Source organism: Ilumatobacter coccineus YM16-304 (assembly GCF_000348785.1).
GTDB classification, from domain to species: Bacteria; Actinomycetota; Acidimicrobiia; order Acidimicrobiales; family Ilumatobacteraceae; genus Ilumatobacter_A; species Ilumatobacter_A coccineus.
In genome coordinates this window covers 292,450-314,301 of record NC_020520.1, presented here as the reverse complement: position 1 = coordinate 314,301, position 21,852 = coordinate 292,450, and the positions used below count along the sequence as shown (strand labels likewise).

Below are 21,852 nucleotides of genomic sequence, written 5' to 3'. Positions count from 1 at the left end.
GAACACGGTCACGAGCACGTCTCGCTCAGATCCCGCTCAGGTCCCGCTCAACTCGCGTTCAGTTCCCAGCGGCCCGACACGCCATGATGGAGCGAACGACGGGCGCGAACGCCCGGCGGCCAACCTCCGATCGACGAGGAGTCCACGATGTCCGGTGATGCAACCATGCGCGAGTTCGGGGCGACCACGCCGGTTCCCGAGTTCGACGAGCGCGCGTTCAACCCGCTGACGAAGCCCCTCTCCGAGGCGCGAGTCGCCATCGTCACCTCGGCGGCGCTCCATCGGCCCGACGACGAGAAGTTCACGCAGGGCGACACCAGCTATCGATCGCTCGACCGCGCCGACCGCAATCTCGTGCTCGGACACTGGAGCCCCAACTTCGACCGCACCGGGTTCCAGATCGACGTGAACGTGGTGTACCCCATCGACCGCCTCGAAGAGCTGGCCGATGCCGGTGTGATCGGCGAGGTCGCGCCGCGCCACTACGCGTTCGCCGGCAATCAGCCCGACACGGTGAGCGAACTCCGGCTCGACACCGGCCCGGCGTGCGCCGCCGACATGCAGGCCGACGGCGTCGACGTGGTGATCCTCACCCCTGTTTGACCGCTCTGCACGCGTACCGTGAGTACGCTCGCCCACGTCTTCGAAGCAGCCGGCCTCACCACCATCGTCCTCGCGTCGATGAAGGAAGTCGCCGAGCAGATCGCGCCGCCACGAGCGCTCTACTGCGAGTTTCCCCTCGGCCGCCCGCTCGGCCGTCCCGGTGACGCCGACTTCCAGACCGACGTGCTGCACCGAGCGTTCGCGCTCCTCGACGCCACCGGCCCGGTGCTCGAAACCCATCCAGTGGTGATCGAAGCGGACGAGACGCCGATCTCGTGCGCGATCCCTCCCCGTTTCGACCCGAACCTTCCGGCCAGCGTCGACGAAGCGAAGGGGTTGCGCGCCGCCTACAACCGTGCGGTCGCGAAGCGTGGCGTGACCTCGGTCGGCCGCGTCATCGACGCCGACACCATCCCCGACGCACTCTCGATCCTCCACCAGTGGGGTGACGGCGCCTCGTGGAAGGACAATCCGCTGCCCGGCAAGAACACCATCGCAGTGGTGCACGACATCCGCTCGTACTACGAGGAAGCGGCGCTCGAACTGGTCGACGGCCCGCCTCCCGGCAGCCGTGCGGTCGAGGCCTGGTTCTACGAGACCACCGAAGCCGGCAAGACCATCAACGCTGCACGCCGAGCGATGAAGGAGCAGGAGGCGCCGTTCCCGATGTGGTTCTACATGGCCCCGGCACACCGCCCGCCCGACTGAGCCCGCGAGGTTCGTCAGGGTCGACGGCCATTCGAGCGGAGCGAAGTCGTCGTCGACGGTCGACGGGCGTCAGACTGCGTCGATGGGATTCAGACTCGCCAACGTCGACGGGCGCGCCGCGCTCGTCACCGGCAACGACTACGTCGACCTCGAGACGATCAGCGACGGTTCGCTGAGCTCCGACCCGATGGCGGCGTTGCAACGACCCGAACGACTCGCAGCGCTCGCCGCACGCCTCGGCGACGCCTCCCCCACCGGCTCGCTCGACGATGCGACGCTCCTCAGCCCGGTCCCGCGGCCTCGCAACGTGTTCGCCATCGGCCTCAACTACAGCGATCACGCGGCCGAGAGCAACATGGAGCCGCCGTCGACGCCGTTGGTGTTCACCAAGTTCCCGTCGTGCATCTGCGCACCCAACAGCACCATCGAACTCCGAAGCGATTTCGTCGACTACGAGGTCGAGATGGTCGTCGTCATCGGTCCGGGCGGCAAAGACATCGCCGAGGCCGACGCGTGGAACCACGTCGCCGGCCTCACCGTCGGTCAGGACGTCTCCGATCGGCGGATGCAGTTCGCCGCCAACCCACCGCACTTCGGTCTGGCCAAGTCATTCGACACCTACGGACCGATCGGGCCGGTCGTCGTGTCGGTCGACGAGGTCGGTGACCCCGACGACCTGGCGATCACCTGCAGCGTCAACGGCGACGTTCGCCAGAACGCATCGACGTCCGGACTGATCTTCGGTGTTCCGACACTCATCAACCACCTGTCGCACGTGACCACGCTGGCGGCCGGAGATCTGATCTTCACCGGCACCCCGGCCGGTGTCGGAGGGTCGACCGGCAACTTCCTGGCCGACGGCGATCTGGTCGAGTCCACCATCGCCGGCATCGGGACGATCACGAATCGTTGCATCCGAGTCGGAGATCACGCATGAGCTCGATGGTCGTCGCCGTCATGATCGGGTTCGAACCGTCGCCGTCGCTGCTCGACGTGATCGACGCCGCGCACCCAGGCGCCGAGGTCGTGTGGACGCCGTACACCGAGTCGGAGGAGCTCCGTTCCGCTCGCGGGCACCAGAACGGGCGCAACACGACCGGGCTCGAAACGCCAGAGATCACCGACGAGATGCGCGCCGCATGGCAACGCGCCGACGTCGCCATCGGGCTGGATCTTCCCGACGGTCTCGACGAACTGATGCCCCGGCTGCAGTGGATCCAGAGCATCACCGCTGGCTACGACAAGTACGACCTCGAAGCGCTGCACCGCCAAGGAGTGCGACTCACGAACGCGAGCGGTCTCGGCGCCGCCGGTATCGGCGAGTTCGTGATCGCTCGCGTCCTGCAGATCTGGAAGCACCTCCGCACGTTCGATCAGCAGCAACAGCGCCATGAGTGGGAGGGAGTCTTCGGCACGGAGGCGACGGGGCGGACGATCGGCATCGCCGGGCTCGGCTCGATCGGCCGCGAGGTCGCTCGGCGCGCCCGGGCGTTCGACATGACCGTGCTGGCGACACGAGCGAGCGCGCAGCCAGGTGACGTCGACGATGCGGTCGACGAGTTGTTCCCCGCCGCCGACCTCGACGAGATGTTGCGGCGCTGCGACGTGGTCGTGTCGACGCTGCCGTCGAATCCGACGACGATCGACCTGTTCGACGCAGATCGTTTCGCCGCCATGCCCGAGGGCACGATCTTCTGCAACGTCGGCCGCGGTGCGCACGTCGTCGAGGCCGACCTGATCGCCGCGCTCGAATCGGGTCATCTGCGCGCTGCGGCGCTCGACGTCACCCAGGTCGAGCCGCTGCCGGCCGACGACCCGCTGTGGGACGCCCCGAACCTGTATCTCTCACCGCACACGTCGGTGTCGCTCGATCGCTACATGATCAACCTCGAATCGTTGCTCGCGACGAACCTCGCACGCTTCGCCGACGGCTCACCGATGGTCAACGAAGTCGACCTCTCCGACCACTGACCCCCACGCGACCACATCGAGCCTGGGCAAAAATCACCCCCACGCGACGACAACGAGCCTGGGCAAAAATCACCCCCACGCGACCACATCGAGCCTGGGCAGAAATCACCCTCGGCGTGGGGGCACGGTGTCAGGCGCCGGTGGCGGTCACGACGATCGCCGGCCGTCCGCCGACATCTCGCTTCGCGGCGACGACGTCGCCGAAGCCCGCAGCCGACAGCAACGTCCCCATCGCGTCGGCATCGACCATGGTGAAGCCGTGGTGGTCATCGGCCGACCCCTCGCCCCCGAAGCGGTCGTGGTCGGGGTGCGCCGGGTCGTGGAAGTCCTCGTCGACCAAGAGCACCCGTCCACCCGGTCGGATGACGCGACCGATCTCGCCGACGCCTCGCTGGACATCGACCCAGTGGTGCATGGTGTTGACCGCCCACACCGCGTCGATGCTGTCGTCGGCGACCGGGATCTCCTCGGCCGAGCCGTCGACGACCTCGATGCGCGATCGATCACGCTGCAACAGACGGCGCCCGCTGAGCACTCGGCGCATGAACGGCGTCGGCTCCACCGCGACGACCGTGGCACCACCGCGTGCGGCGAGCACCGAACCGGCGCCCATCCCGGCGCCGACGTCGAGAACCCGCTCGCCTGGCTGCACGGCGAGCATCTCGAGCACCGCCGTGTTGATCTCCGACCTCCACATGCTCGGCGCCCAGCGGAGATACCGCAGCATCCCGCGCAGGCCTCGATCATTGGCGTGACCGTGACCATGACCGTCATCGTGGTGATGGTCATGGTGCGCGTCATCGTGGGCCTCAGGCATGCCCAGAACGTAACCGTCCCGGCAACGCCAACGGGGATGTGGCCGGCTAGGTCGGCAGCTTGTCGAGGGCGAAGCGGCGGAGACGACGTGGCATCGCGTTGATCGCCAGCGCCCCGATCTTGTTCTTCGCACCCGGAACGACGATCGCCGTGTTCTTCGCGATCCCCGCGAGCCCGGCCGCGGCGACCTCTTCGGCCGACTGCCAGACGACGTCGGGCAACTTCGACGTGTCGTAGTCGGCGCGCTCCTGGAATTCGGTGCGCGTGAACCCGGGACACAGCGCGGTGACGTGTACGCCGCGCCGCTTCAGGTCGGTGTGCATCGACTCGCTCAGCGTCGTGACGAACGACTTCGTCGCCGCGTACGTGCCTCCCTCCGGGCTCGCCATGAACCCGGCCATCGACGACACGTTCAAGATCCCGCCCCGCCCGGCCGCGACCATGACCCGCGCTGCGATCAACGACAAGCGATGAACAGCGACCACGTTGACGTCGACGACAGCGGCTTCACGCTCGATGTCGAGCTCGTCGATCGAACCGGTGTGTCCGAATCCGGCATTGTTGACGAGCAGGTCGATCGGTGCCGACGTGTCACGCAGACGTTCCTCGACGATCGACAACTCGCCCCGCTCACCGAGGTCGGCGACCAGCACCTGACACTCGACGTCGAGCGACTCGGCGAGTTCGACCAAGCGCGCTTCGTTACGAGCGACGACCACCAGCTCGGTGCCGTCAGCAGCGAGCTGCCGCGCGATCTCGCGACCGATCCCCGACGACGCTCCCGTGACCAACGCTCGTTTCCACATGCACCAAGTGTCGCGCACACCTGACCACGGCGAACGGTGACAGGCGCCATTCGGCGACACACCGACACGGCGCGCGTGTCGGTCGGTCAGCGAACGAGTTCCATGCGCATCCCCTCGGCGTCCCATGCGGGATCGAGTGGGAAGCGCGAGATGGCTCGGCCGCTGCCGCGGCGAGCCGTCCAGAGCAGCGCTGCGGCGCTGACCAGGTGTGTCGGGTGCACACCTTTCGGCGGCGTACGGGTGACGACTTCGTCGACGCCGGGCAACTGCTGCTTGATGAGTTCGAGTCGTTCGAGGCGACCTTCCTCGTGGAACGGCGAGGTCTTGAGCGGGACTTCGCCGTTCATCTGCGTGAAGCTCACATCGGGATGCGCCGAGAACATTCGACGCGAGTGATACGGCTGCAGTTCCTGTGCCGCTTCGCGCAGCCAGCGGAACCGTCGCTTGTCGTGTCCGTTCATCCACGGCTCGAGCTTCGACGCGGCCAAGCCGCTCGTTTCGGACAGGGCCGCGCGACTGGGCGTTCCATAGATCGCCGCAGCTCGCGGCCATCCGACGAACTCGCGAGCTTCGATCTCGCACTGCCGGAACTCGGCGCCCGGCTCGTCACGCAACCCCATGGGAGCATTGATCGCCGCAGCATCGAATGTGGGGCGGAAGTCGAGCACGTCGAAGAGTCGTTCGACCACGAACGCCTCCTCGGCGGCGACCGTGATGCCGGCCATGCGCGCCGGCAGGATCACCCAACCGGCCGGGCACGGCACGACACCGGCGAGGTTCTTGTACGGGAGTTTCTTGACGACCATCGATCAGGCCTCGGCGGGGACCTCGTTGGCGAACGTGCCGGAACCGGACGAACCGGACTGACCCGTCGACATCGTGGCCTGTGCCTGCAGTTGAGCACGAGCGGTGGCGAGCTGCGCCTGGATCTCCTTCGGGTAGGCGCTGGACTCCATCGCCGTCTCCATCGAGATCAGGCCGGCCGCCACGAGGCGGGCGAGGTCCATCTCGATGGTCTGCATGCCCTCGGCGCCGCCGGTGGCGATGATGTTTCGCATCTGCCGGGACTTGCCTTCACGCACGAGGTTACGAATCGCCTCGTTGGCGATCATGATCTCGTAGCCCGCCACACGACCGCCGCCGACGGCCGGGAGCAGACGCTGCGAGATGACGCCCTGGAGCGCACCGGCGAGCATGATCTGGATCTGGTCACGCCGTTCGGCCGGGAACACGTCGATGATTCGGTCGAGCGCCTGCGCCGCGTCGTTGGTGTGCAGCGTGGCGAACACGAGGTGGCCGGTCTCGGCCAGCGACAACGAGATCTCCATCGACTCGAGGTCTCGCATCTCGCCGAGGAGCACGACATCGGGGTCTTCACGAAGGGCGCTCTTCAGGCCCTTCTCGAACGAGCCCACGTCGGTGCCGACTTCGCGTTGGTTGACCATGGCCATCTTGTGATGGTGCAGGTACTCGACCGGGTCTTCGATGGTGAGGATGTGCAACGGCTTGGTCTCGTTGATGCGGTCGACCATTGCCGCGAGCGTGGTCGACTTGCCGGAACCGGTCGGTCCCACGACGAGGACGATGCCGTACGGACGGTTGAGGAGCGTCGTGCATGCCGATGGAGCACCGAGCTCTTCGAGGGTACGCACACGGAAAGGCACGACACGGAGGGCGAGAGCGAGCGAGTTGCGCTGGCTGAACGCGTTGGCACGGAATCGACCGACGCCGGGCAGGCCGAACGAGAAGTCGACCTGTTTGTTGTTCTCGAGCTCCTTGGCCTGCTCTTCGTCGATCAACGAGTAGATCATTCGATCGATCTCGGTCGACGAGAGCACCGGGACGTTCTCGAAGCCGACGAGCGTGCCATCACGGCGCACCGTGGCCGGACGGCCTACGGTCAGGTGGAGGTCGGAAGCACCGGCCTGGACAGTTGCGGTCGCCAAATTGACGAGCATCGGATCTGGTTCTTGCATGGTGGTCTAACCTCCCGCTAGGCCGGAACGAGTCCGGGAATTCGGTCCGGCGCGAGGCCGGGAGTTGGGTAGAGATGGAACTTGTTGTGCTGATCCCGCTGGTCGTCGTGATGGGCCTGTTGATCGGCTCGTTCTTGACGGTGGTGGTGGATCGTGTGCCACGCGGCGGTTCGGTGATGGCACCGCCGAGTGCGTGCGGAAACTGTGGGCTCCGGTTGGGGCCCATCGATCTCGTTCCCGTGTTGAGTTGGCTCGCGCTGGGCGGCAAGTGCCGCCAGTGCAAGACCAAGATCGGCATCGAGCCGATCGTGATCGAACTCGCGACGGCAGCGATCTTCACGATCTTCGCGTTGAAGTTCATCGACGACCTCGTGTCGGCGCTGCCGGCGTTCTGCATCTTCGGAGCGACGCTCGTCGCTCAGAGTTGGATCGATCTCCGCGAGCAGCGACTGCCGCGAGAGATCACGTTCTGGGGTGCCGGCCTCGGTGGCGTCGCGCTCACCATCTCGGCGCTCGTGATCGAGGAACCCGAGCGCATCTGGATGTCGGTGTTGGGCGCCGCGATCGCGTTGGCGATCATCGGCGGCATCTACCTCGGCGCCAACTGGCGCTACGGCAAGGACGTCGCGTTCGGTTTCGGCGACGTGATCCTGGCCCCGTTCCTCGGTCTGTTCCTCGGTTGGATCAATCCGGGCATCGTCGCCCCGGGCCTGTTCTTCGGCTTCATCCTCGGAACGCTCGCTGCGGTTCCGGCGATGATCGCCAAGAAGGCCGATGGTCAGACTGCGGTGCCGTTCGGTCCCTTCCTCGCGGCCGGTGCCGTCGTCGCTGTGTTCGTCGGACAACATTTCGTCGATCTCGTTCTCGCTCGCTGATTCGCCGTTAGGCGATCAGAAGGAACTGCCGTGTCCAGCGGCCTCGGCGACGGTCTGCACACCGGTCACGACCGGTGCGGCGTCTTCCTTGATGCCGCCGAGCACGCCGTACATGGCCGACACGAGGGCGATGGCGACGAAGCCGACGATCACACCGACGAACACGATCATGATCGGTTCGAACATGGTGGTGAACTTCTTGATGCGGCTCTCGAGTTCACGGTCGAAGTAGATGGCGGCGACCTCGAGCTGATCGTCCAACGTACCGGTCTCTTCACCGACCTTGAACATCTGCTTGGCGGCGCCGGGGAACAGCTCGGTTTCGATCAACGGGCCGGAGAAACCCCGACCTTCGAGCATCTGCGCACGGGCGACGTCGAGGCGTTCGCGGTAGACGATGTTCGAGGTGGCCTCGGTCGTGGTCTTGAGTCCTTCGGGCAGCGGCACGCCGGCCTTGACCATGGCGCCGAGAATGCGGCAGAACCGTTCGAGCATGGCGTAGTCGATGATGCCGCCGATGATCGGCAGCTTGAGGACCATGCGCTGGGTCCAGATCTTGCCGGTCGGGTGCTTCTTCAAGAAGAGCGCAGTGCCGATGAACGCCACGAAACAGCCGGCGGTGATGAACCACAGGTCGGTGAAGAAGCGGGAGAAGAAGAGCATCATCCGCGTCGGGAGGGGCAGCTCGGCGCCGAGTTCCTCGAAGAGGGGTTTGAACTGCGGGAGCACGTAGCCGGCCAGCAGGAGCACGGTGCCGAAGGCCATGACCATGACGACCATCGGGTACGAGAGCGCACCGACGACCTTGGAGCGGGTGTCGATCTCTCGTTCGAGGTACTCAGCGAGGCTCTCGAGTGCGGTGTCGAGCTGACCGGTGAGCTCGGCCGACTGGAGGATGCCGACGTAGTAGTCGGGGAAGACGTGTGGGTGGTTGGCAGCGGCAGCCGACAGGAGGCCACCGTTGCGCAGGTCGTCGATCAGGTTGCTGAGCGCGCGCCGCAGGGCGACGTCTTCGGTTTCGTCACCGATCGTCACGAGTGCGTCGGTGATCGGAATGCCGGCCTTGACGAACACGGCGAGCTGACGCGTGAAGTGCATCAGCTCCTTCTTCTTCACCTTCTCCGCGGTGAGTTCGAAGTCGAGGAGGCCTCGGGTCTCTTCGATCTTGGTCGGGAACAAGTTCTGTTCGACCAGGTTCGCACGCGCTGCGCCGATGGTGTCAGCCTTGGTCACGCCTTCGACGGGCGCTCCCTGCGGGTCAATGGCTGCATAAGCGAATTTTGGCATCGGTCATTTCCTGTCTTCGACGTTTCTTCAAGACTTCGTTCAGAGATACATCGGCAGGAACTCACCGCGCTTTAAGCCAGAGTTTGAAATTTCTTGAGACAAAACCACCTCGCGACGACATCGAGCCTGGGCAGAAATCACCCTCACGCGACGACATCGAGCCTGGGCAGAAATCGCCCTCACGCACCGTTACGTCACGGCGGGTCACGCTCGGTTGACGGTCCGGGCGGATGCTCGGGGCATGCAGCGGCTCGGCATCGCACTCAGGTTCGGAATCCTCGCCCTCGTGATGACGGGGGCCGGGGTCGGTTGCGCCGATACCGAACCCACGCACAATCTGAGCGATGACGAGGTGGCGGCGTTCTGTCCTCCGGCGTTGGAGTGGTTCGAGATCTACCAGACCGGTCGGCAGGGATCGTTGCGTCTGGGGAGCCGCGACCGGCTCGAAGCGGAAGCCGAAGCGCTGGATGCGCTCGATCCGGTGATCCAGCCGGGCTGGCACGACAAGTTCGACAACGATCTCCGCACCGAGCTGGCCGACGTGGCGGACGACGTCGACGACCGCCTCGCTTCGATCAGCGCTGGAGGAGTGGGGGTGACCACCGAGGAGATCATCGGCATCGACCGCAGCAGCAAGGCTGCCTCGCTCAACAACTTCGTCATCGAGGTCTGCGACACCCGCTGATCAGGTACACCAGTTCGTGCACGTCGACGACGTGGCGAAGACCAACCGTCGACCTGACCGACCGAAACGCCGAAGACCTTCCGGGTCGACGACGTGGCGAAGACCAACCGTCGACCTGACCGGCCGAAACGCCGAAGACCTTCCGGGTCGACGACGTGGCGAAGACCAACCGTCGATGTATCAGTGGGCGAAGAGGGTGCGGACGACTTCGGGGACGGTGGTGATGTCGTCTTCAACGAGCTGCATCGCTTCGCGGAGCATGGTGCGCATGCCCTGGGCGACGGCGAGGCGTCGGAGTTCTTCGGTGGTGGCCCAGCCGACGATGAGGCGGCGGATCTCGGGGGTGATGCGCAGCAGTTCGTAGACGCCGATGCGGTCGCGGTAGCCGGTGCCGGAGCAGTAGCTGCAGCCGGCGCCTTGGAAGAACTGGGTCTTCTCGCTGCCACCTGAGTGCTGGCGGAACACGGCGAGTTCTTCTGCTCCGGGCTCGTACGGCTCTTTGCAGTTGTCGCACATCTTGCGGATGAGTCGCTGTGACACGACGCCGACGATCGCGGAGGCGACGAGGAAGGCTTCGATGCCCATGTCGAGCAGACGGTGGAGCGCGGCGACGGCGTCGGTGCCGTGCAGTGACGACAGCACGAAGTGACCGGTGAGGGCCGACTGGATCGCGATGCGTGCGGTGTCGGCGTCTCGAATCTCACCGACGAGGATGACGTCGGGGTCCTGACGCAAGAGGGCCTTGAGGCCGGTGGCGAACGTGAGGCCGGCCTTCTCGTTGGTCTGCACCTGGTTGATGCCGGGGAACACGTACTCGACTGGGTCTTCGACCGTGGTGACGTTCTTGCCGGTCGAGTTGATCTCGAGCAGGGTGGCGTACAGGGTCGTCGTCTTACCGGCACCGGTCGGTCCGGCGCAGATGACCATGCCGAAGGGGGCGTGCACCAGCTTGGAGTACGTGTTGTACGTCTCCTTGGGCATGCCGAGTTCGGCGAGGCCGACCATCGACTTCGACTTGTCGAGGAGACGCATGACGATCTTCTCGCCGAACACGGTCGCCACGGAGGCGACACGAACGTCGAGCTCTTTGCCGTCGACCTTGGTCGAGAACTGCCCGTCCTGCGGTGCTCGTTTCTCGACGATGTTCATCTCCGACATGATCTTGAGTCGGGAGGTGAGTGCGTTGTGGGCCGACAGCGGGAGGCTGAAGGCTTCGACAAGGTGACCATCGACGCGGAACCGGATGCGGAGACGGTCGTCGAGTGGTTCGATGTGGATGTCGGACGTGCGGTCGCGCAGCGCCTGGCTCACGATCTTGGCGACGAGCTGGACGACGGGTGATTGGTCGTCGAGGTTGACCTCGCCGCCCTTCTTCTCCGCTTCCTTGCGCTGGATCTCTTCGCCGGCGAACGTCGACACGATCTCGTCGAGGTTCGACGAGGTGCGGAACATCTGCTCGATGAACGAGGTGACGGTCTTGTTGTCGGAGGCTCGCCAGGCGAACCGGAGTCCGCCGGCTGCTGCTTCGACTTGCTGCCGGCGCCAGGGCGACGGGTCGGCGGCGTAGAGGACGAGCCCTTCGGGGCTCTCGGCGATGGCGATGACCTTGTGGTCACGGCAGATCTGTTCGGGGACCTTCGTGGCGATCTCTTCGTCGAGTTCCCCGACGCTGGGGTCGCCGACCGGTACCTGACATGCTGCGCCGACGGCTTGAGCGAGTTCGTTTCGACCGACACCGTGTCGGGTGAGGGCGAAGTCGCTGAACTTCAGGAGGTCTCCGTTGGACTCCTGGAGCAGCGTCGCGAGCTTCTCGGCGTCGAGGAAGCCGGCCTGGACGAGTGCCTGACCGGTGGCCATGCACTGCTCGGACGACTCGCCCGTCTCGGGTTTCTCCGCGACAGCGACACCGCCGGCGGGAGCTTCTTCGACTTTCTTACGTCCGATTGCCATCGTGAGTTCCGTTCAATCTTTGGCGGGGGTGGGTCATCGTGGTGGCCGGTTGCGCGCTGGGCGAACTCAGTGACTCACCGGGGGTTGGAGAGACGAGGACGAGTCGGCGGACTCGAGTTCGCCGTTGGCGGAGCCGTCGTGGTCGGCGTTCGGCGGGGCGAGTGATGGACCACTGGCTGCTTCCATGCGGGCGAGCATGTCCATGGCGTCGGTGCCCGAGGTCTCTTCGACCGACACCGAGCCGGCGGGAGCTGCGGCGGCCTGGAACTCGCTGCCCATCTCGTCGCGTCGGACGAACTGGTCGGGGTCGAGCATGAGGACGGCTCGTTCGACCTCTTCGAGGCGTTCGAGCTGGACAGCGGTCTCGACGTCCATGTTCTGATCCTGGACGGTCGTTTCGAGTTCGGTGAGTCGAACGTTGCTCTTCTCGACCGCCTTCTCGATGTCGACCTTGAAGCGATCCATCTCGATGCGCACGAGTTCGGCTTGACCGAGGGCGCTCGAGATCTGGTCCTTCATCTCGTCGATGGCTTCTTCGTCGAGGTTGGCCAGCTCTTCGCGGATCTCGGCGAACTTGCCTTCGACGGCGAGGAACTGTGCGTCGGCCTTGGCGATGCGATCGCTGAGGGTGATGACGGCGTCGTCGAGGCCGGCGCTCACGCGTCCGACGTGTGCATCGATGTCGGCGACGCGTTGGCCGATCTCTTCGTTCATGCGGCTCTCGAGGCCGACGATGCGTTCGTTGATGCGATCTTCTGTCGCGTCGACGCGAGTGCCGACGAGGTTGTTCACCTCGGTCTGCTGGCGGGCTGCAACGGCCGACACTTCGTCGAGGCGCAGCACGAGGGCTGCGTGACGGTCGTCGAACGTCGTGAGCACGTCCTTGGTGACCTGGTCGAGGCGACCTTCGATGGCCGACGTGACGGTGTTGATGTGGGACACCATCTGGCCGGCTTGGTCGTCGAACTTGCGCAGGCTGCTGTCGAGGTTCTTGACCTCGATGTCCATCTGGTCTTGGCGGTGCTCGAACTGCTTGAGAATGGGCCGAGCGGCGGCTTCGACGGCGGAGGAGATCCCGACGTTGGCTTCGTCGACGACGCGGCCGAGTCGCGTGTTGAGTTCGTCGTGTCGACGCTTGGTCTTCTCGCTGAACTCGGCGAGCCGCTCTTCGAGCGCTCGCTGGATGTCGGCCTGGAATCTGGTGTTGGCGCCGTGGGAGGTCTCGAGTGCCGATGCGAGCGAGCGCACCTGGTTCTCGAGTTCGGTGCGAGCTGCCGTACCGGCGGCGAGTTCGCTGCGGAGCTGCTTGACGGCCGAATCGACTTCGCCACTGAATCGCGACAGCTCTTGTTGAACTGCTGCGACGATGTTCGCCTGCATTTGTTCGAGTTGGTCGCTCATCGAATTCCTCTTGCGGTCTCTTTGCTGGTCTTTGGCGGGTTCGGTACTCGGTGTTCTGGTCGTGGACTCGGTAGGTCCACATGGATGTATCGACGGGAGTCGTCGGCTTCTTGAGGAATTGCTGAGACTCTGCGCACTTCTCGCTCGCCGCGCTCACGGTTCACGGAGGGTGGTGTCAGGTGATCGGCTGAGTGACGTGATTTCTGAAGCAAAAGTCGCGCCGAGCAGGCGTTTGCGGGGTCGCGTCCCGTTCCGGTGGAGGGCGGCGGGGTTATGGTGCCGTCATGCGCGTTCATCTGGTCGATGGCACCTACGAGCTCTTCCGCCAACACTTCGGGTCGGCCGCTCGGCACAGCGACAGTCACCCGATGGCGGCCGCTGCTGGAGTCGTCACCTCGACGCTCGCGTTGATCGACGACGGCGCCACGCACGTCGCAGTGGCGTCCGATCACACGATCGAGAGCTTCCGCAACGACCTCTACCACGGCTACAAGGATGGGGAAGGCATGGATCCGGCCATCCTCGACCAGATCCCGGTGATGGAGGACGCCCTGGAAGCGGCCGGTTTCACGGTGTGGCGCATGGTCAGCCACGAAGCCGACGACGCGCTCGCCGCAGCGGCGGCGGTCGCAGCCGCCGACGAGCGAGTCGATCAGGTGCTCATCGTCACGCCCGACAAAGACCTGGGACAGTGTGTGGTGGGCGACCGTGTCGTCCAGTTCGACCGTCGCAAGCGCGAGATCATCGACGAAGCCGGCGTCGTTGCCAAGTTCGGCGTCGGCCCGGCGTCGATTCCCGACTATCTCGGTCTGGTGGGCGATTCGGCCGACGGATTCCCCGGCTTGCCGGGCTGGGGTGCGAAGAGCGCGTCACTGGTGCTCGCGAAGTACGGCCACATCGAGGACATTCCGGCATCGGCGGGTCAGTGGGACGTTCCCGGTCTCCGCGGTGCGGCGAAGTTGTCGGCCACGCTGCAAGCGCAGCTCGACGACGCGTTGCTGTTCCGCAAGATCGCGACGGTCGACGTCGACCTCGATGTGGGCAGCGTCGACGACTGGGAGTGGCACGGACCATCACCGGAACTCGCTGCGCTCGGTGAGCAGATCGGCGCTCCCGGGTTGATCGACCACGCGAACGACGTGGCGAGTCGCTGAATCAGCGGCGCTTGGCGCGGAAGAAGTCGCGCAGGATCTGGCCGCACTGATCGGCGAGGGCGCCGGATTCGACGGCGACCGCGTGGTTGAGAGGCGCTCCGCCGAGCACGCCGAAGTGGCTGACGACTCCGCCGGCTTTCGGATCGGTGGCGCCGAACACGACCCGGCCGAGGCGGGCGTTGACCATCGCTCCGGCGCACATCACGCACGGTTCGAGCGTGACATACATCGTGCAGTCGTCGAGGCGCCACTGTCCGAGCACCGCAGCGGCGTCACGCAGCGCCAGCACTTCGGCGTGCGCGACCGGATCACCGGTGAGTTCTCGCTCGTTGTGGCGCCGGGCGATGACGACGCCGTCGTGGACGATCACCGCGCCGACTGGCACGTCGTCGTGGTCGACGGCTGCTCGGGCTTCGTCGAGTGCCACGGTCATCAGCTCGATGGTCAGTGAGCTCGCGGCGTTCGGCGAACCGGTGTCGAGGTCGTCGGTGTCCGGCTCCATGTGATCAGAGTCTCGCAGGCCCGAGGCGCCGCCCGGCGATGCATCGAGGTTCGATGTCGCGAACACGAGTCCCAGCACGAGCGGCCCGGCACGAAAAAGCAGAAGACCCGGGCGCCGGGCCCGGGTCTTCGTCGGTCTGCGTTTGCACGTCGCAACGCATGGCGGAGGGAGAGGGATTCGAACCCTCGGAAGGTTGCCCTTCACACGCTTTCCAAGCGTGCCGATTCGGCCGCTCTCGCACCCCTCCGGGTGTGCGCCGAACAGCGTATCGTGGAGTACACTGACTGCATCCGGCGGGTTCTTCCCGCTGGCCAGTGGGTTCGCCTGCTGGGCGAGGTGGTGACCGGGTCCTGTGCAATGGACGCCCGTGAACCAGGTCAGGACCGGAAGGTAGCAGCCTTCATCGGCATCGTTCGTGTGCCGCAGACCGCCTGGTCGCCACCTCGCTCAGCAGGACGAACGACCACGGAGTCCTCCGAATGAACGGGTGTGGCGGCGCGCCACGGCCCGAACGGAGTGGGAGGCGTCGATCGACGATCAGTCGGCGCGCCGAAGGCTGCCGATGAGTCGGCGAAGTGCGCCTTTGCGAGCCCGACCGCTGTCGTCGTCGTCGTCGAGGAACACGACCGATGCCTGGCCCGGCTCGGGGGCGAGTTGCGGTTGCACCGCCGACTCGGCTGGCGCGGTGTGGACGGCGGGTGCCGTGGCCTCGGCTGCGGCACGGGCGTAGATCGCTTCGGCTCGCATGTCGCTGCTCGGCGGGGCGAAGCTCGACACCGGCTCGGGCGACGGCGCCTCGAACGTCGCGGGTTGCGGCGCGACTCCGGCGACGGACGCCGACTGCTCGAGCGTCGTGTTCTCGCGGGTCGTGTCGTGTTCGGCGGTCGGCGCTGGAGCGTCGACGGACGACACCGGTTGGACCGGGGCGACGTCGACGGGTGCGACTGACTGCTGCTCGTCGAGCGAGTCGAGGGTGATCTCCGGGAGCGTCAGCGGTTCGAGATCGATCTGACGCAGGGAGGCAGGCTCGACGGCGGCGTTCTCGATCGCGCGGAGCGCACGACGCACCGCGTCGGCGACGTCGACCGGGATGTCGGCATCGGGCTCGGGAGCCGAGTCGATGACGATCTGCGGCATCGCGAACCGCACGCCGTCGGCGTCGTCGGCAACCGGCGCAGGCGCCGATGCGCCGTTGACCACCGGAGGTGTGTCGAGCGAGAACGCGGGAGTTGCCTCGAGCGGCGCCGGTTGCGCCTCGATGGCAGCCGAAGGCACGTCGGGGCTGGGCAGCGGTGCCTCGGGCTCCGGCAGCGTGGCCGGCGGAACGTCGAGTGACACGCTGTCGACGGCGTCGGACGACGGCCGCTGCGACGGTGTCGGCGTGGCTGGTTCTTCGGTTCCGTCGGGCCAGACGATCTGGAAGTCGTTGAGCCAGGAGGTGTCGTCGGTCGCGGCGCTCTGCGGGGTCGGGGTCTGCGTCGACCAGTCGGCTTCGTCGGCGTTGAAACGGCCGAGTTCGGCTTCGATGTCGAGCCCGAGCGTGGCCGGGTCGGGACGATCGAGACCGATCGGAGCCGAAGCTGCGGCCGTGTCGTCGTGGGTCGGCGCCGGATGGTCCCATTCGATGGTGACATCGGTACGGGCCGTGGTGAGATCGGGAAGTTCGTCGATGACCGAGCGGTCGACCTGGGCGACGTCGCTGACCGGCCGGGCCAGGCTGGTGTCGGCCGGAGCGACGAACCAACGGTGCACGCCGGACGGATGATGGCGGTAGGCACCGACTTCGATCGGCGCGACGACCTCGGCTGCGAGTTCACTCACGAGGGCGTCGGTCGCTGCTTCGACGGCGACCATCACCGCGTCACGGTCGATGGTCTCGTCACGATCGAACAGGCGGCCGAGGTGCTCGGCTCCGCCGACGCGGACCACGCCGCGCTCGAGTTGCTGCTGCGTCACGACGCCGGCGGCGACGAGGCGCTCGCCGAGTGGTGCGTCGCCGACTCGCTCGGCGAAGTACACGGTTCCACCGTCGACGTACGTGACGATCTGTGGGCTGGTGCAGAACTTGATCTCACCCGTGAACGCTCGTTCGCGGGCAGCGTTGAGGGTGCGCCAGGCCGGCTGGGGTTCGATATGGGTCGTGGTCGCGTAGTCGGGCAACGAGATCGACGGATCGAGCGCGCACGTGTTCGGAGGTGTGAAGACTTCCGTTCGAGCGTCGTTGGTCATGTCAGGCCACCTCCGCCGTGACCGGGACTTCGTTGTTCTCCATTGCGTTCAGCAGGGTGAGCAGGATCTCGACGACGACCTCGCGGCCGGAGTCGGCATCCACCAACTGACAGGGTACGACCGCTTCGGTGCCTTTGGCACCGAGTGACCGCGCAATTCGGTCGGCGACCGCTTGATCGTCGCACCGGTTGACGGCGATGACAGCCGGAACGCGCAGATCGGCGAGCAACGAGCGCAGTTCGACGCCGGCCGCCGGGTGCGTGCCGCGAGCCTCGGCGTCGATCACGAAGGTGACGATGTCGACATCGCCTTTGAGGATGTTGGTCATGAAGCGGAACCGCGGCTGCCCGGGCGTCCCGAACAGCAACAGCCGAACTTCTTCGTCGTCGAGCGAGTAGGTCCCGAAGTCCATCGCGACGGTCGTGTGCGACTTCACCTCGGCCTCTTCGCCGCTCGTGACGACGTCGGTGGTGACCACCGGCGTCTGCGACACCGACTGGATCAGCGAGGTCTTACCGGCCGCGTACGGCCCGGTGACGAGGATCTTGAAGGTGTGGCCGCTCATCGCAGGTCCTCGGCGAGGAGGCGGGCGCGGGCCCGGACGAACCCGCGGAGCCGTGACTGATCGACCGACGACACGGTCAGCATCGCGAGGACTCGGTCGGTGCCCACCGGCCAGAGCAGGAGCAGACCTTCGTCGTGATCGACGACCAGCTGACGGAGTTCAGTGCCGTTGCCCATGCTCACCAACTGATGGGCGAGACCGACCGCGGCCGAGATCATCGCTGCGTGAGCGGCTTCGTTCGGCATGCTGTCGGACCGCGCGAGGGCGAATCCGTCGACGGATGCAAGCAGTGCACCGCGGGCGCCGGGGATGACTTCGGTCATCTCGTCGAGCACTTCTGCGGCGGTGGTGGGCAGGCGACGGGGGGTGTAGCTGGCCGTCGGCGGCGGAGGGGGCGCGAAACCGCTGGAGGCGGGTGGCGGCGCGAGGGAACCCTGCGGCTCGATCGAGGAGGCGGGGGCGCGGTCGTTCATGACGTGGGGTCGTGGGCTTTCGACCAGTTTCATACATCTGTACATCGGTTGCCAGCCGACACTTCTTGAATGACAACTCTGTCACGAACTCCGCCAGAGTTCCATCCATCGGATGCTTCGACGGGTGATGCCGAAGACGCGGACCAAAATCCCGCGATCGTGGATATCGTGGACAACGGAAGGCTGCCAGAGCGGACGAATGGGACAGTCTCGAAAACTGTTGAGGTCTTCTGGGCCTCCGTGGGTTCGAATCCCACGCCTTCCGCCATCCAACGACCGGTTGTTCGTCATCGAGCAGCCGGTCGTTGCCGTTTTTCGGCCGCTCACCGGCCTGCGTCGGTCAGGTGCAGCGGGTGTCTGGCGCGGGGACTTCGAGCCAGATGAGGTACTGGTGCACGATGTCGTTGATGCAGTCGCCGGTCCGGTAGGCGGTGTGGCGGTTGGCTTCGACGGTGACCAGGTGACCGTCTTCGAGCGCATCGGCCATGGCCTGGCTGCTCTCGAGCGGAGTGCTCGGGTCGCCGGTGGTGCCGATCACGACGACCGGTCCGGCGCGATCTCCGGTGATCTCGGCTCGGGGATCGGCCGACGCGGGGAAGAAGTCGCACGTGTACGACGCTGTCGTGTAGGGGAACAGGCGAGGGGCCACGCCGATGAGCGGCGCTGCTTCGGCGTCGGATTCGTCGGGCGTGAGCCGGTCGGGGTCGTCGGCGCACGTGATCGCCTGGAACGACTCCAGCAGGTTGGAGTAGGTGCCGGTCTGGCTGTCGCGCTGGAAGTAGCCGTCGTGCAGGGCGAGCAGACCACCTCCGATTCCGTTGGCGGCGTCGTCGAGTGCTCGTTCGAGTGCCGACCAACGACCTTCGGTGTACATCGCCTGGATCACCCCGTTGATGGCGATCTCGAGGTTGACGTCTGGGCGACCCTCCGCGCTGGGGATCGGTGACTCGTCGAGCGACTCGAGCAGCGCGTCGAACGCTCCTTCGGCGTCGCCGTCGTTGTGGAATGCGCAGGATTCGTTGGCGCTGCACTCGGCCAGAAACGTGTTCAGGACGGTCTCGAATCCGATGCGCTGCTGCCGGGTGGGCTCGAGCCCGTCGGCGTCGGGGTGGGCGGCGCCGTCGAGCACGGCGGCGCGCACCGTGTCGGGGAAGAGGGTGGCCCACACCGCTCCGAGCTCACTGCCGTAGCTGAAACCGAGGTACGACGCCTGGTCTTCTCCCAGCGCCTGGCGGATCGCGTCCATGTCACGGGCCGAGTTGTTGGTGCCGAGGTGCGCCAGCGAGTCGCCCACCGCGTCGATGCACGCCTCGGCGAAGTCTCGCGAGAGCTCGATGAGCTCGTCACGCTCGGCGTCGTCTTCGGGGGTGACGTCGCTCGATCCGAAGTACCGGTCGTACTCGGACCCGTCGATGCAGTCGACCGAGGCGCCGCTCTCCCCGGTCCCGCGCGGGTCCCAGGTGACGATGTCGAAACGCTCGATGAGCGGCTCTCCGAACCAGCCTCGAACCGTTGCCGCCATCGAACTCGCCGGGAGACCGGGGCCGCCGTTGTTCGCGAACAACACGCCGACGCGATCGTCGGCCGGCGCTCGGTGCCGCACCACGCGCAGGTCGAGCGTGTCGCCCTGTGGGTCGCTGTAGTCGAGCGGCACGGTGACGAACCCGGCTTCGACGCCGTTGCCTCGGTCTTCCCAGACGATCGAGTAGTCGAGCGGGGTCGCGGACTCGGCGTCGGTCGCGTCGGCGGAGCCGTCGGCCGGATCGGTGACCGGAGCGACGAGCTCGCTCGGATCGGGCAGCGACACTCGCGGCGGAATGGTCGAACGGGTGACCGGCGGCGGCGGGAGCGGGTCGGCATCGTCAGCGCCCGAGCAGGCCGCAGCGACGACCAGACCGGTCAACAGCAGGCAACGCACTCGTGGTCCGACTCGCATGGCGTCTCAGCGTACGGCGACGGCAGCGCCGTAGCGTGGCGTCATGCGCATGTCCCCTCACCACATGATGCCGGGTGATTCCGATTCGGTTCGAGGCGTCGAGCTCGCCGACGGAACGCTGCGACGCGTGTGGAAGTTCGCTCGCCCGTACCGGACGACGATCATCGTGTTCCTGCTCGCCATCCTCCTGGCCGCGCTCCTCGCGCTCGTTCCGCCGTTCGTGGTGCGCGAGATCCTCGACAACGCGATTCCGAACGAGGACCGTGATCGGATCATCTGGCTCGCAGCGATCGCCGTGGTCGCCGCGCTCTCCGACGCCGGTCTCGCCATCGTGCAGCGTTGGTGTTCGGCGCAGGTCGGCGAGGGGCTGATCTACGACCTCCGGAGCGCGTTGTTCGCCAAGGTGCAGCGCATGCCGATCGCCTTCTTCACCCGCACACCGACCGGCTCGATCACCTCGCGCCTCAACACCGACGTGGTCGGCGCGCAGACGGCGGTCACGAGCACGCTCGGCAGCGTGGTGAGCAACGTCATCGTGCTGGGCACGACGCTCACGGCGATGTTCGCGCTCGAGTGGCGCCTGACCTTGCTCACCCTCGTCGTGCTGCCGTTGTTCATCGTGCCGGCGCGGCGGGTCGGCAAGCGGCTGCAGGGCATCTCGCGCGAGCAGATGGGCTACAACGCCGCGATGAACACGCAGATGACCGAACGCTTCAACGTGTCGGGCGCGACCCTCGTCAAGCTGTTCGGCTCGGGAACGCGGGAGCGCACGTCGTTCGACTCGCGTGCGGCCGGCGTGCGCGACACTGGCATCAGGGCAGCGATGTACGGCCGGGTGTTCTTCGTGGCGCTCGGACTCGTCGGCGCCATCGGCACCGCGGCCATCTACGGCGTTGGTGCGCTCATGGTGGTCGACGGCGACATCTCGTCGGGCACGCTGGTGGCGCTCGCCGCCCTCGTGACTCGCGTGTACCAGCCGCTCACCGGCCTCACGAACGCCCGCGTCGACCTGATGACGTCGATGGTCAGCTTCGAACGGGTCTTCGAGGTGCTCGATGCGCCCGAAGCCATCCAGGAGAAGCCCGGGGCGATCGATCTCGTCGATCCCGTCGGCACGATCGAGTTCGACGACGTCGTCTTCCGCTATCCCCCGGCGAGCGCTTCGGCGATCGCGTCGATGGAGCAGAACGCCGGACTGGGCGGTGACACCGATCCCGACGTCGACGTGCTCCACGGTTTCGACCTGTCGGTCGCCGCTGGCGAGACGGTGGCGTTGGTCGGTGCATCGGGGGCCGGCAAGTCGACGACGATCTCACTCGTGCCACGTCTCTACGACGTGAGCAGCGGGGCGGTTCGCATCGACGGTCACGACGTTCGCGATCTCACGCTCGACACGTTGCGCACCTCGATCGGTGTGGTGTCGCAGGATCCCCATCTCTTCCACGAGACCATCGGCGACAACCTTCGCTATGCCGACCCCGACGCCAGCGACGAGCAACTCGTCGCAGCGGCCAGCGCGGCACGTATCCACGACACGATCGCGGCGCTACCCGACGGCTACGACACCGTCGTCGGCGAGCGCGGGTACCGCCTGTCGGGCGGCGAGAAGCAACGCTTGGCGATCGCCCGGCTGTTGTTGAAGGACCCGGCGATCATGATCCTCGACGAAGCGACGAGTCATCTCGACAACGACAACGAGGCGCACATCCAAGAGGCGCTCGAACACGCCCTCGAGGGTCGGACGGCGATCGTCATCGCCCATCGCCTCTCGACGATCCGTTCGGCCGACCGCATCGCGTTCATCGAAGGCGGACGCGTCGCCGAACTCGGCACTCACGACGAGTTGGTCGCGGCAAACGGGCGCTACGCCCACCAGCTCGCAGCCGGCGAGCTCGTCGCTCCGACCTGATCGACG

General features: G+C 66.3%; 20 protein-coding genes, 2 tRNA genes and 1 other RNA gene. 10 read left to right on the top strand and 13 right to left on the bottom strand.

The window, feature by feature from the left end:
• Positions 1-147: 147 nt before the first annotated feature.
• The 4 genes from YM304_RS01420 to YM304_RS01405 all read left to right on the top strand — a co-directional run bounded on the left by YM304_RS01420 (position 148) and on the right by YM304_RS01405 (position 3,282).
• On the top strand, positions 148-603 hold the full coding sequence (locus tag YM304_RS01420) for a glycine/sarcosine/betaine reductase selenoprotein B family protein (protein WP_083908159.1): 456 nt from the start codon (positions 148-150) through the stop codon (positions 601-603).
• An 18-nt stretch (positions 604-621) separates the two neighbouring features.
• Positions 622-1,311, top strand: coding sequence for a hypothetical protein (locus YM304_RS21705; RefSeq protein WP_051071257.1), 690 nt, complete (start codon positions 622-624; stop codon positions 1,309-1,311).
• 82 nt (positions 1,312-1,393) lie between these two features.
• Positions 1,394-2,248 carry a fumarylacetoacetate hydrolase family protein gene (locus YM304_RS01410; protein ID WP_015439841.1) on the top strand — a complete coding sequence of 285 codons (855 nt, stop codon included), beginning with the start codon at positions 1,394-1,396 and terminating at the stop codon, positions 2,246-2,248.
• The gene (locus YM304_RS01405; RefSeq protein WP_015439840.1) at positions 2,245-3,282 is read left to right on the top strand and encodes a D-2-hydroxyacid dehydrogenase; all 1,038 of its coding nucleotides are present in this window, start codon (positions 2,245-2,247) and stop codon (positions 3,280-3,282) included. The genes YM304_RS01410 and YM304_RS01405 overlap by 4 nt, the downstream gene beginning before the upstream one ends.
• 130 nt (positions 3,283-3,412) lie before the next feature.
• On the opposite strand, the gene YM304_RS21700 is transcribed toward YM304_RS01405, so the two are convergent.
• From YM304_RS21700 to YM304_RS01385, 4 genes are all read right to left on the bottom strand, one after another.
• Entirely contained in the window at positions 3,413-4,099 is a 687-nt protein-coding gene (locus tag YM304_RS21700) for a class I SAM-dependent methyltransferase (RefSeq protein ID WP_083908158.1), read from the bottom strand.
• Between the two features lie 46 nt (positions 4,100-4,145).
• Complete coding sequence (locus YM304_RS01395; protein WP_015439838.1) at positions 4,146-4,904, bottom strand: SDR family NAD(P)-dependent oxidoreductase; 759 nt, start codon at positions 4,902-4,904, stop codon at positions 4,146-4,148.
• Between the two features lie 86 nt (positions 4,905-4,990).
• Positions 4,991-5,710, bottom strand: a complete 720-nt coding sequence (locus YM304_RS01390; protein ID WP_015439837.1) for a DUF429 domain-containing protein — start codon at positions 5,708-5,710, stop codon at positions 4,991-4,993.
• Between the two features lie 3 nt (positions 5,711-5,713).
• On the bottom strand, positions 5,714-6,880 hold the full coding sequence (locus YM304_RS01385) for a type IV pilus twitching motility protein PilT (RefSeq protein WP_154723263.1): 1,167 nt from the start codon (positions 6,878-6,880) through the stop codon (positions 5,714-5,716).
• Between the two features lie 74 nt (positions 6,881-6,954).
• Between YM304_RS01385 and YM304_RS01380 the strand changes: the two genes are divergently transcribed.
• Positions 6,955-7,755: a prepilin peptidase gene (locus YM304_RS01380; protein WP_041297888.1), complete on the top strand. Its 801-nt coding sequence runs from the start codon at positions 6,955-6,957 to the stop codon at positions 7,753-7,755.
• A 15-nt stretch (positions 7,756-7,770) separates the two neighbouring features.
• Here YM304_RS01380 and YM304_RS01375 read toward each other — a convergent pair whose 3' ends face one another.
• Positions 7,771-9,042 (bottom strand): type II secretion system F family protein, encoded by a 1,272-nt coding sequence (locus tag YM304_RS01375; protein WP_015439834.1) that lies wholly within the window; start codon positions 9,040-9,042, stop codon positions 7,771-7,773.
• A gap of 241 nt (positions 9,043-9,283) precedes the next feature.
• On the opposite strand from YM304_RS01375, the gene YM304_RS01370 reads away from it, so the two are divergent.
• On the top strand, positions 9,284-9,727 hold the full coding sequence (locus YM304_RS01370; protein ID WP_015439833.1) for a hypothetical protein: 444 nt from the start codon (positions 9,284-9,286) through the stop codon (positions 9,725-9,727).
• Positions 9,728-9,907: 180 nt separating this feature from the next.
• Here the strand turns inward: YM304_RS01370 and YM304_RS01365 are convergent, their stop codons facing one another.
• Together YM304_RS01365 and YM304_RS01360 are read right to left on the bottom strand one after the other, a co-directional pair.
• Positions 9,908-11,677, bottom strand: coding sequence for a GspE/PulE family protein (locus tag YM304_RS01365; protein WP_051071255.1), 1,770 nt, complete (start codon positions 11,675-11,677; stop codon positions 9,908-9,910).
• A gap of 66 nt (positions 11,678-11,743) precedes the next feature.
• Positions 11,744-13,078, bottom strand: a complete 1,335-nt coding sequence (locus YM304_RS01360) for a coiled-coil domain-containing protein (RefSeq protein ID WP_154723262.1) — start codon at positions 13,076-13,078, stop codon at positions 11,744-11,746.
• A gap of 284 nt (positions 13,079-13,362) precedes the next feature.
• On the opposite strand from YM304_RS01360, the gene YM304_RS01355 reads away from it, so the two are divergent.
• Positions 13,363-14,232 carry a 5'-3' exonuclease gene (locus YM304_RS01355; RefSeq protein WP_015439830.1) on the top strand — a complete coding sequence of 290 codons (870 nt, stop codon included), beginning with the start codon at positions 13,363-13,365 and terminating at the stop codon, positions 14,230-14,232.
• 1 nt (position 14,233) lies between these two features.
• On the opposite strand, the gene tadA is transcribed toward YM304_RS01355, so the two are convergent.
• Both tadA and YM304_RS01345 read right to left on the bottom strand, forming a co-directional pair.
• Complete coding sequence (gene tadA, locus YM304_RS01350; protein ID WP_015439829.1) at positions 14,234-14,734, bottom strand: tRNA adenosine(34) deaminase TadA; 501 nt, start codon at positions 14,732-14,734, stop codon at positions 14,234-14,236.
• 159 nt (positions 14,735-14,893) lie between these two features.
• Positions 14,894-14,981, bottom strand: a tRNA-Ser gene (locus YM304_RS01345).
• Between the two features lie 94 nt (positions 14,982-15,075).
• Here YM304_RS01345 and ffs point away from each other — a divergent pair.
• An RNA gene (gene ffs / locus YM304_RS23375) (signal recognition particle sRNA small type) lies at positions 15,076-15,174 on the top strand.
• A gap of 97 nt (positions 15,175-15,271) precedes the next feature.
• On the opposite strand, the gene YM304_RS01340 is transcribed toward ffs, so the two are convergent.
• From YM304_RS01340 to YM304_RS01330, 3 genes are read right to left on the bottom strand one after another with little or no spacing between them, the layout of a single operon-like run.
• Positions 15,272-16,963 (bottom strand): hypothetical protein, encoded by a 1,692-nt coding sequence (locus tag YM304_RS01340; protein WP_015439828.1) that lies wholly within the window; start codon positions 16,961-16,963, stop codon positions 15,272-15,274.
• Position 16,964: 1 nt separating this feature from the next.
• Positions 16,965-17,528: a GTP-binding protein gene (locus tag YM304_RS01335; RefSeq protein WP_015439827.1), complete on the bottom strand. Its 564-nt coding sequence runs from the start codon at positions 17,526-17,528 to the stop codon at positions 16,965-16,967.
• The gene (locus YM304_RS01330) at positions 17,525-18,001 is read right to left on the bottom strand and encodes a roadblock/LC7 domain-containing protein (protein ID WP_015439826.1); all 477 of its coding nucleotides are present in this window, start codon (positions 17,999-18,001) and stop codon (positions 17,525-17,527) included. Before YM304_RS01330 ends, YM304_RS01335 begins: the two co-directional genes overlap by 4 nt.
• 177 nt (positions 18,002-18,178) lie before the next feature.
• On the opposite strand from YM304_RS01330, the gene YM304_RS24490 reads away from it, so the two are divergent.
• Positions 18,179-18,269: transfer RNA gene (locus YM304_RS24490), tRNA-Ser, on the top strand.
• Positions 18,270-18,341: 72 nt separating this feature from the next.
• On the opposite strand, the gene YM304_RS01325 is transcribed toward YM304_RS24490, so the two are convergent.
• A complete protein-coding gene (locus tag YM304_RS01325; RefSeq protein WP_154723261.1) occupies positions 18,342-19,937 on the bottom strand; it encodes an alpha/beta fold hydrolase in 1,596 nt (531 codons plus the stop codon).
• Positions 19,938-19,980: 43 nt separating this feature from the next.
• On the opposite strand from YM304_RS01325, the gene YM304_RS01320 reads away from it, so the two are divergent.
• A complete protein-coding gene (locus YM304_RS01320; RefSeq protein WP_197536915.1) occupies positions 19,981-21,846 on the top strand; it encodes an ABC transporter ATP-binding protein in 1,866 nt (621 codons plus the stop codon).
• The last annotated feature ends 6 nt before the right edge of the window (positions 21,847-21,852 follow it).

What these genes read in the sequence shown, in the direction of transcription:
- YM304_RS01395 (WP_015439838.1), bottom strand. Translation starts at nt 4,904, where the DNA reads ATGTGGAAACGAGCGTTGGTCACGGGAGCGTCGTCGGGGATCGGTCGC.
- tadA (WP_015439829.1), bottom strand. Translation starts at nt 14,734, where the DNA reads ATGGAGCCGGACACCGACGACCTCGACACCGGTTCGCCGAACGCCGCG.
- YM304_RS01360 (WP_154723262.1), bottom strand. Translation starts at nt 13,078, where the DNA reads ATGAGCGACCAACTCGAACAAATGCAGGCGAACATCGTCGCAGCAGTT.
- YM304_RS01325 (WP_154723261.1), bottom strand. Translation starts at nt 19,937, where the DNA reads ATGCGAGTCGGACCACGAGTGCGTTGCCTGCTGTTGACCGGTCTGGTC.
- YM304_RS01330 (WP_015439826.1), bottom strand. Translation starts at nt 18,001, where the DNA reads ATGAACGACCGCGCCCCCGCCTCCTCGATCGAGCCGCAGGGTTCCCTC.
- YM304_RS01340 (WP_015439828.1), bottom strand. Translation starts at nt 16,963, where the DNA reads ATGACCAACGACGCTCGAACGGAAGTCTTCACACCTCCGAACACGTGC.
- YM304_RS01385 (WP_154723263.1), bottom strand. Translation starts at nt 6,880, where the DNA reads ATGCAAGAACCAGATCCGATGCTCGTCAATTTGGCGACCGCAACTGTC.
- YM304_RS01410 (WP_015439841.1), top strand. Translation starts at nt 1,394, where the DNA reads ATGGGATTCAGACTCGCCAACGTCGACGGGCGCGCCGCGCTCGTCACC.
- YM304_RS01355 (WP_015439830.1), top strand. Translation starts at nt 13,363, where the DNA reads ATGCGCGTTCATCTGGTCGATGGCACCTACGAGCTCTTCCGCCAACAC.
- YM304_RS01365 (WP_051071255.1), bottom strand. Translation starts at nt 11,677, where the DNA reads ATGGCAATCGGACGTAAGAAAGTCGAAGAAGCTCCCGCCGGCGGTGTC.
- YM304_RS01335 (WP_015439827.1), bottom strand. Translation starts at nt 17,528, where the DNA reads ATGAGCGGCCACACCTTCAAGATCCTCGTCACCGGGCCGTACGCGGCC.
- YM304_RS01405 (WP_015439840.1), top strand. Translation starts at nt 2,245, where the DNA reads ATGAGCTCGATGGTCGTCGCCGTCATGATCGGGTTCGAACCGTCGCCG.
- YM304_RS01370 (WP_015439833.1), top strand. Translation starts at nt 9,284, where the DNA reads ATGCAGCGGCTCGGCATCGCACTCAGGTTCGGAATCCTCGCCCTCGTG.
- YM304_RS01320 (WP_197536915.1), top strand. Translation starts at nt 19,981, where the DNA reads ATGCGCATGTCCCCTCACCACATGATGCCGGGTGATTCCGATTCGGTT.
- YM304_RS21700 (WP_083908158.1), bottom strand. Translation starts at nt 4,099, where the DNA reads ATGCCTGAGGCCCACGATGACGCGCACCATGACCATCACCACGATGAC.
- YM304_RS01390 (WP_015439837.1), bottom strand. Translation starts at nt 5,710, where the DNA reads ATGGTCGTCAAGAAACTCCCGTACAAGAACCTCGCCGGTGTCGTGCCG.
- YM304_RS01375 (WP_015439834.1), bottom strand. Translation starts at nt 9,042, where the DNA reads ATGCCAAAATTCGCTTATGCAGCCATTGACCCGCAGGGAGCGCCCGTC.
- YM304_RS01380 (WP_041297888.1), top strand. Translation starts at nt 6,955, where the DNA reads ATGGAACTTGTTGTGCTGATCCCGCTGGTCGTCGTGATGGGCCTGTTG.
- YM304_RS01420 (WP_083908159.1), top strand. Translation starts at nt 148, where the DNA reads ATGTCCGGTGATGCAACCATGCGCGAGTTCGGGGCGACCACGCCGGTT.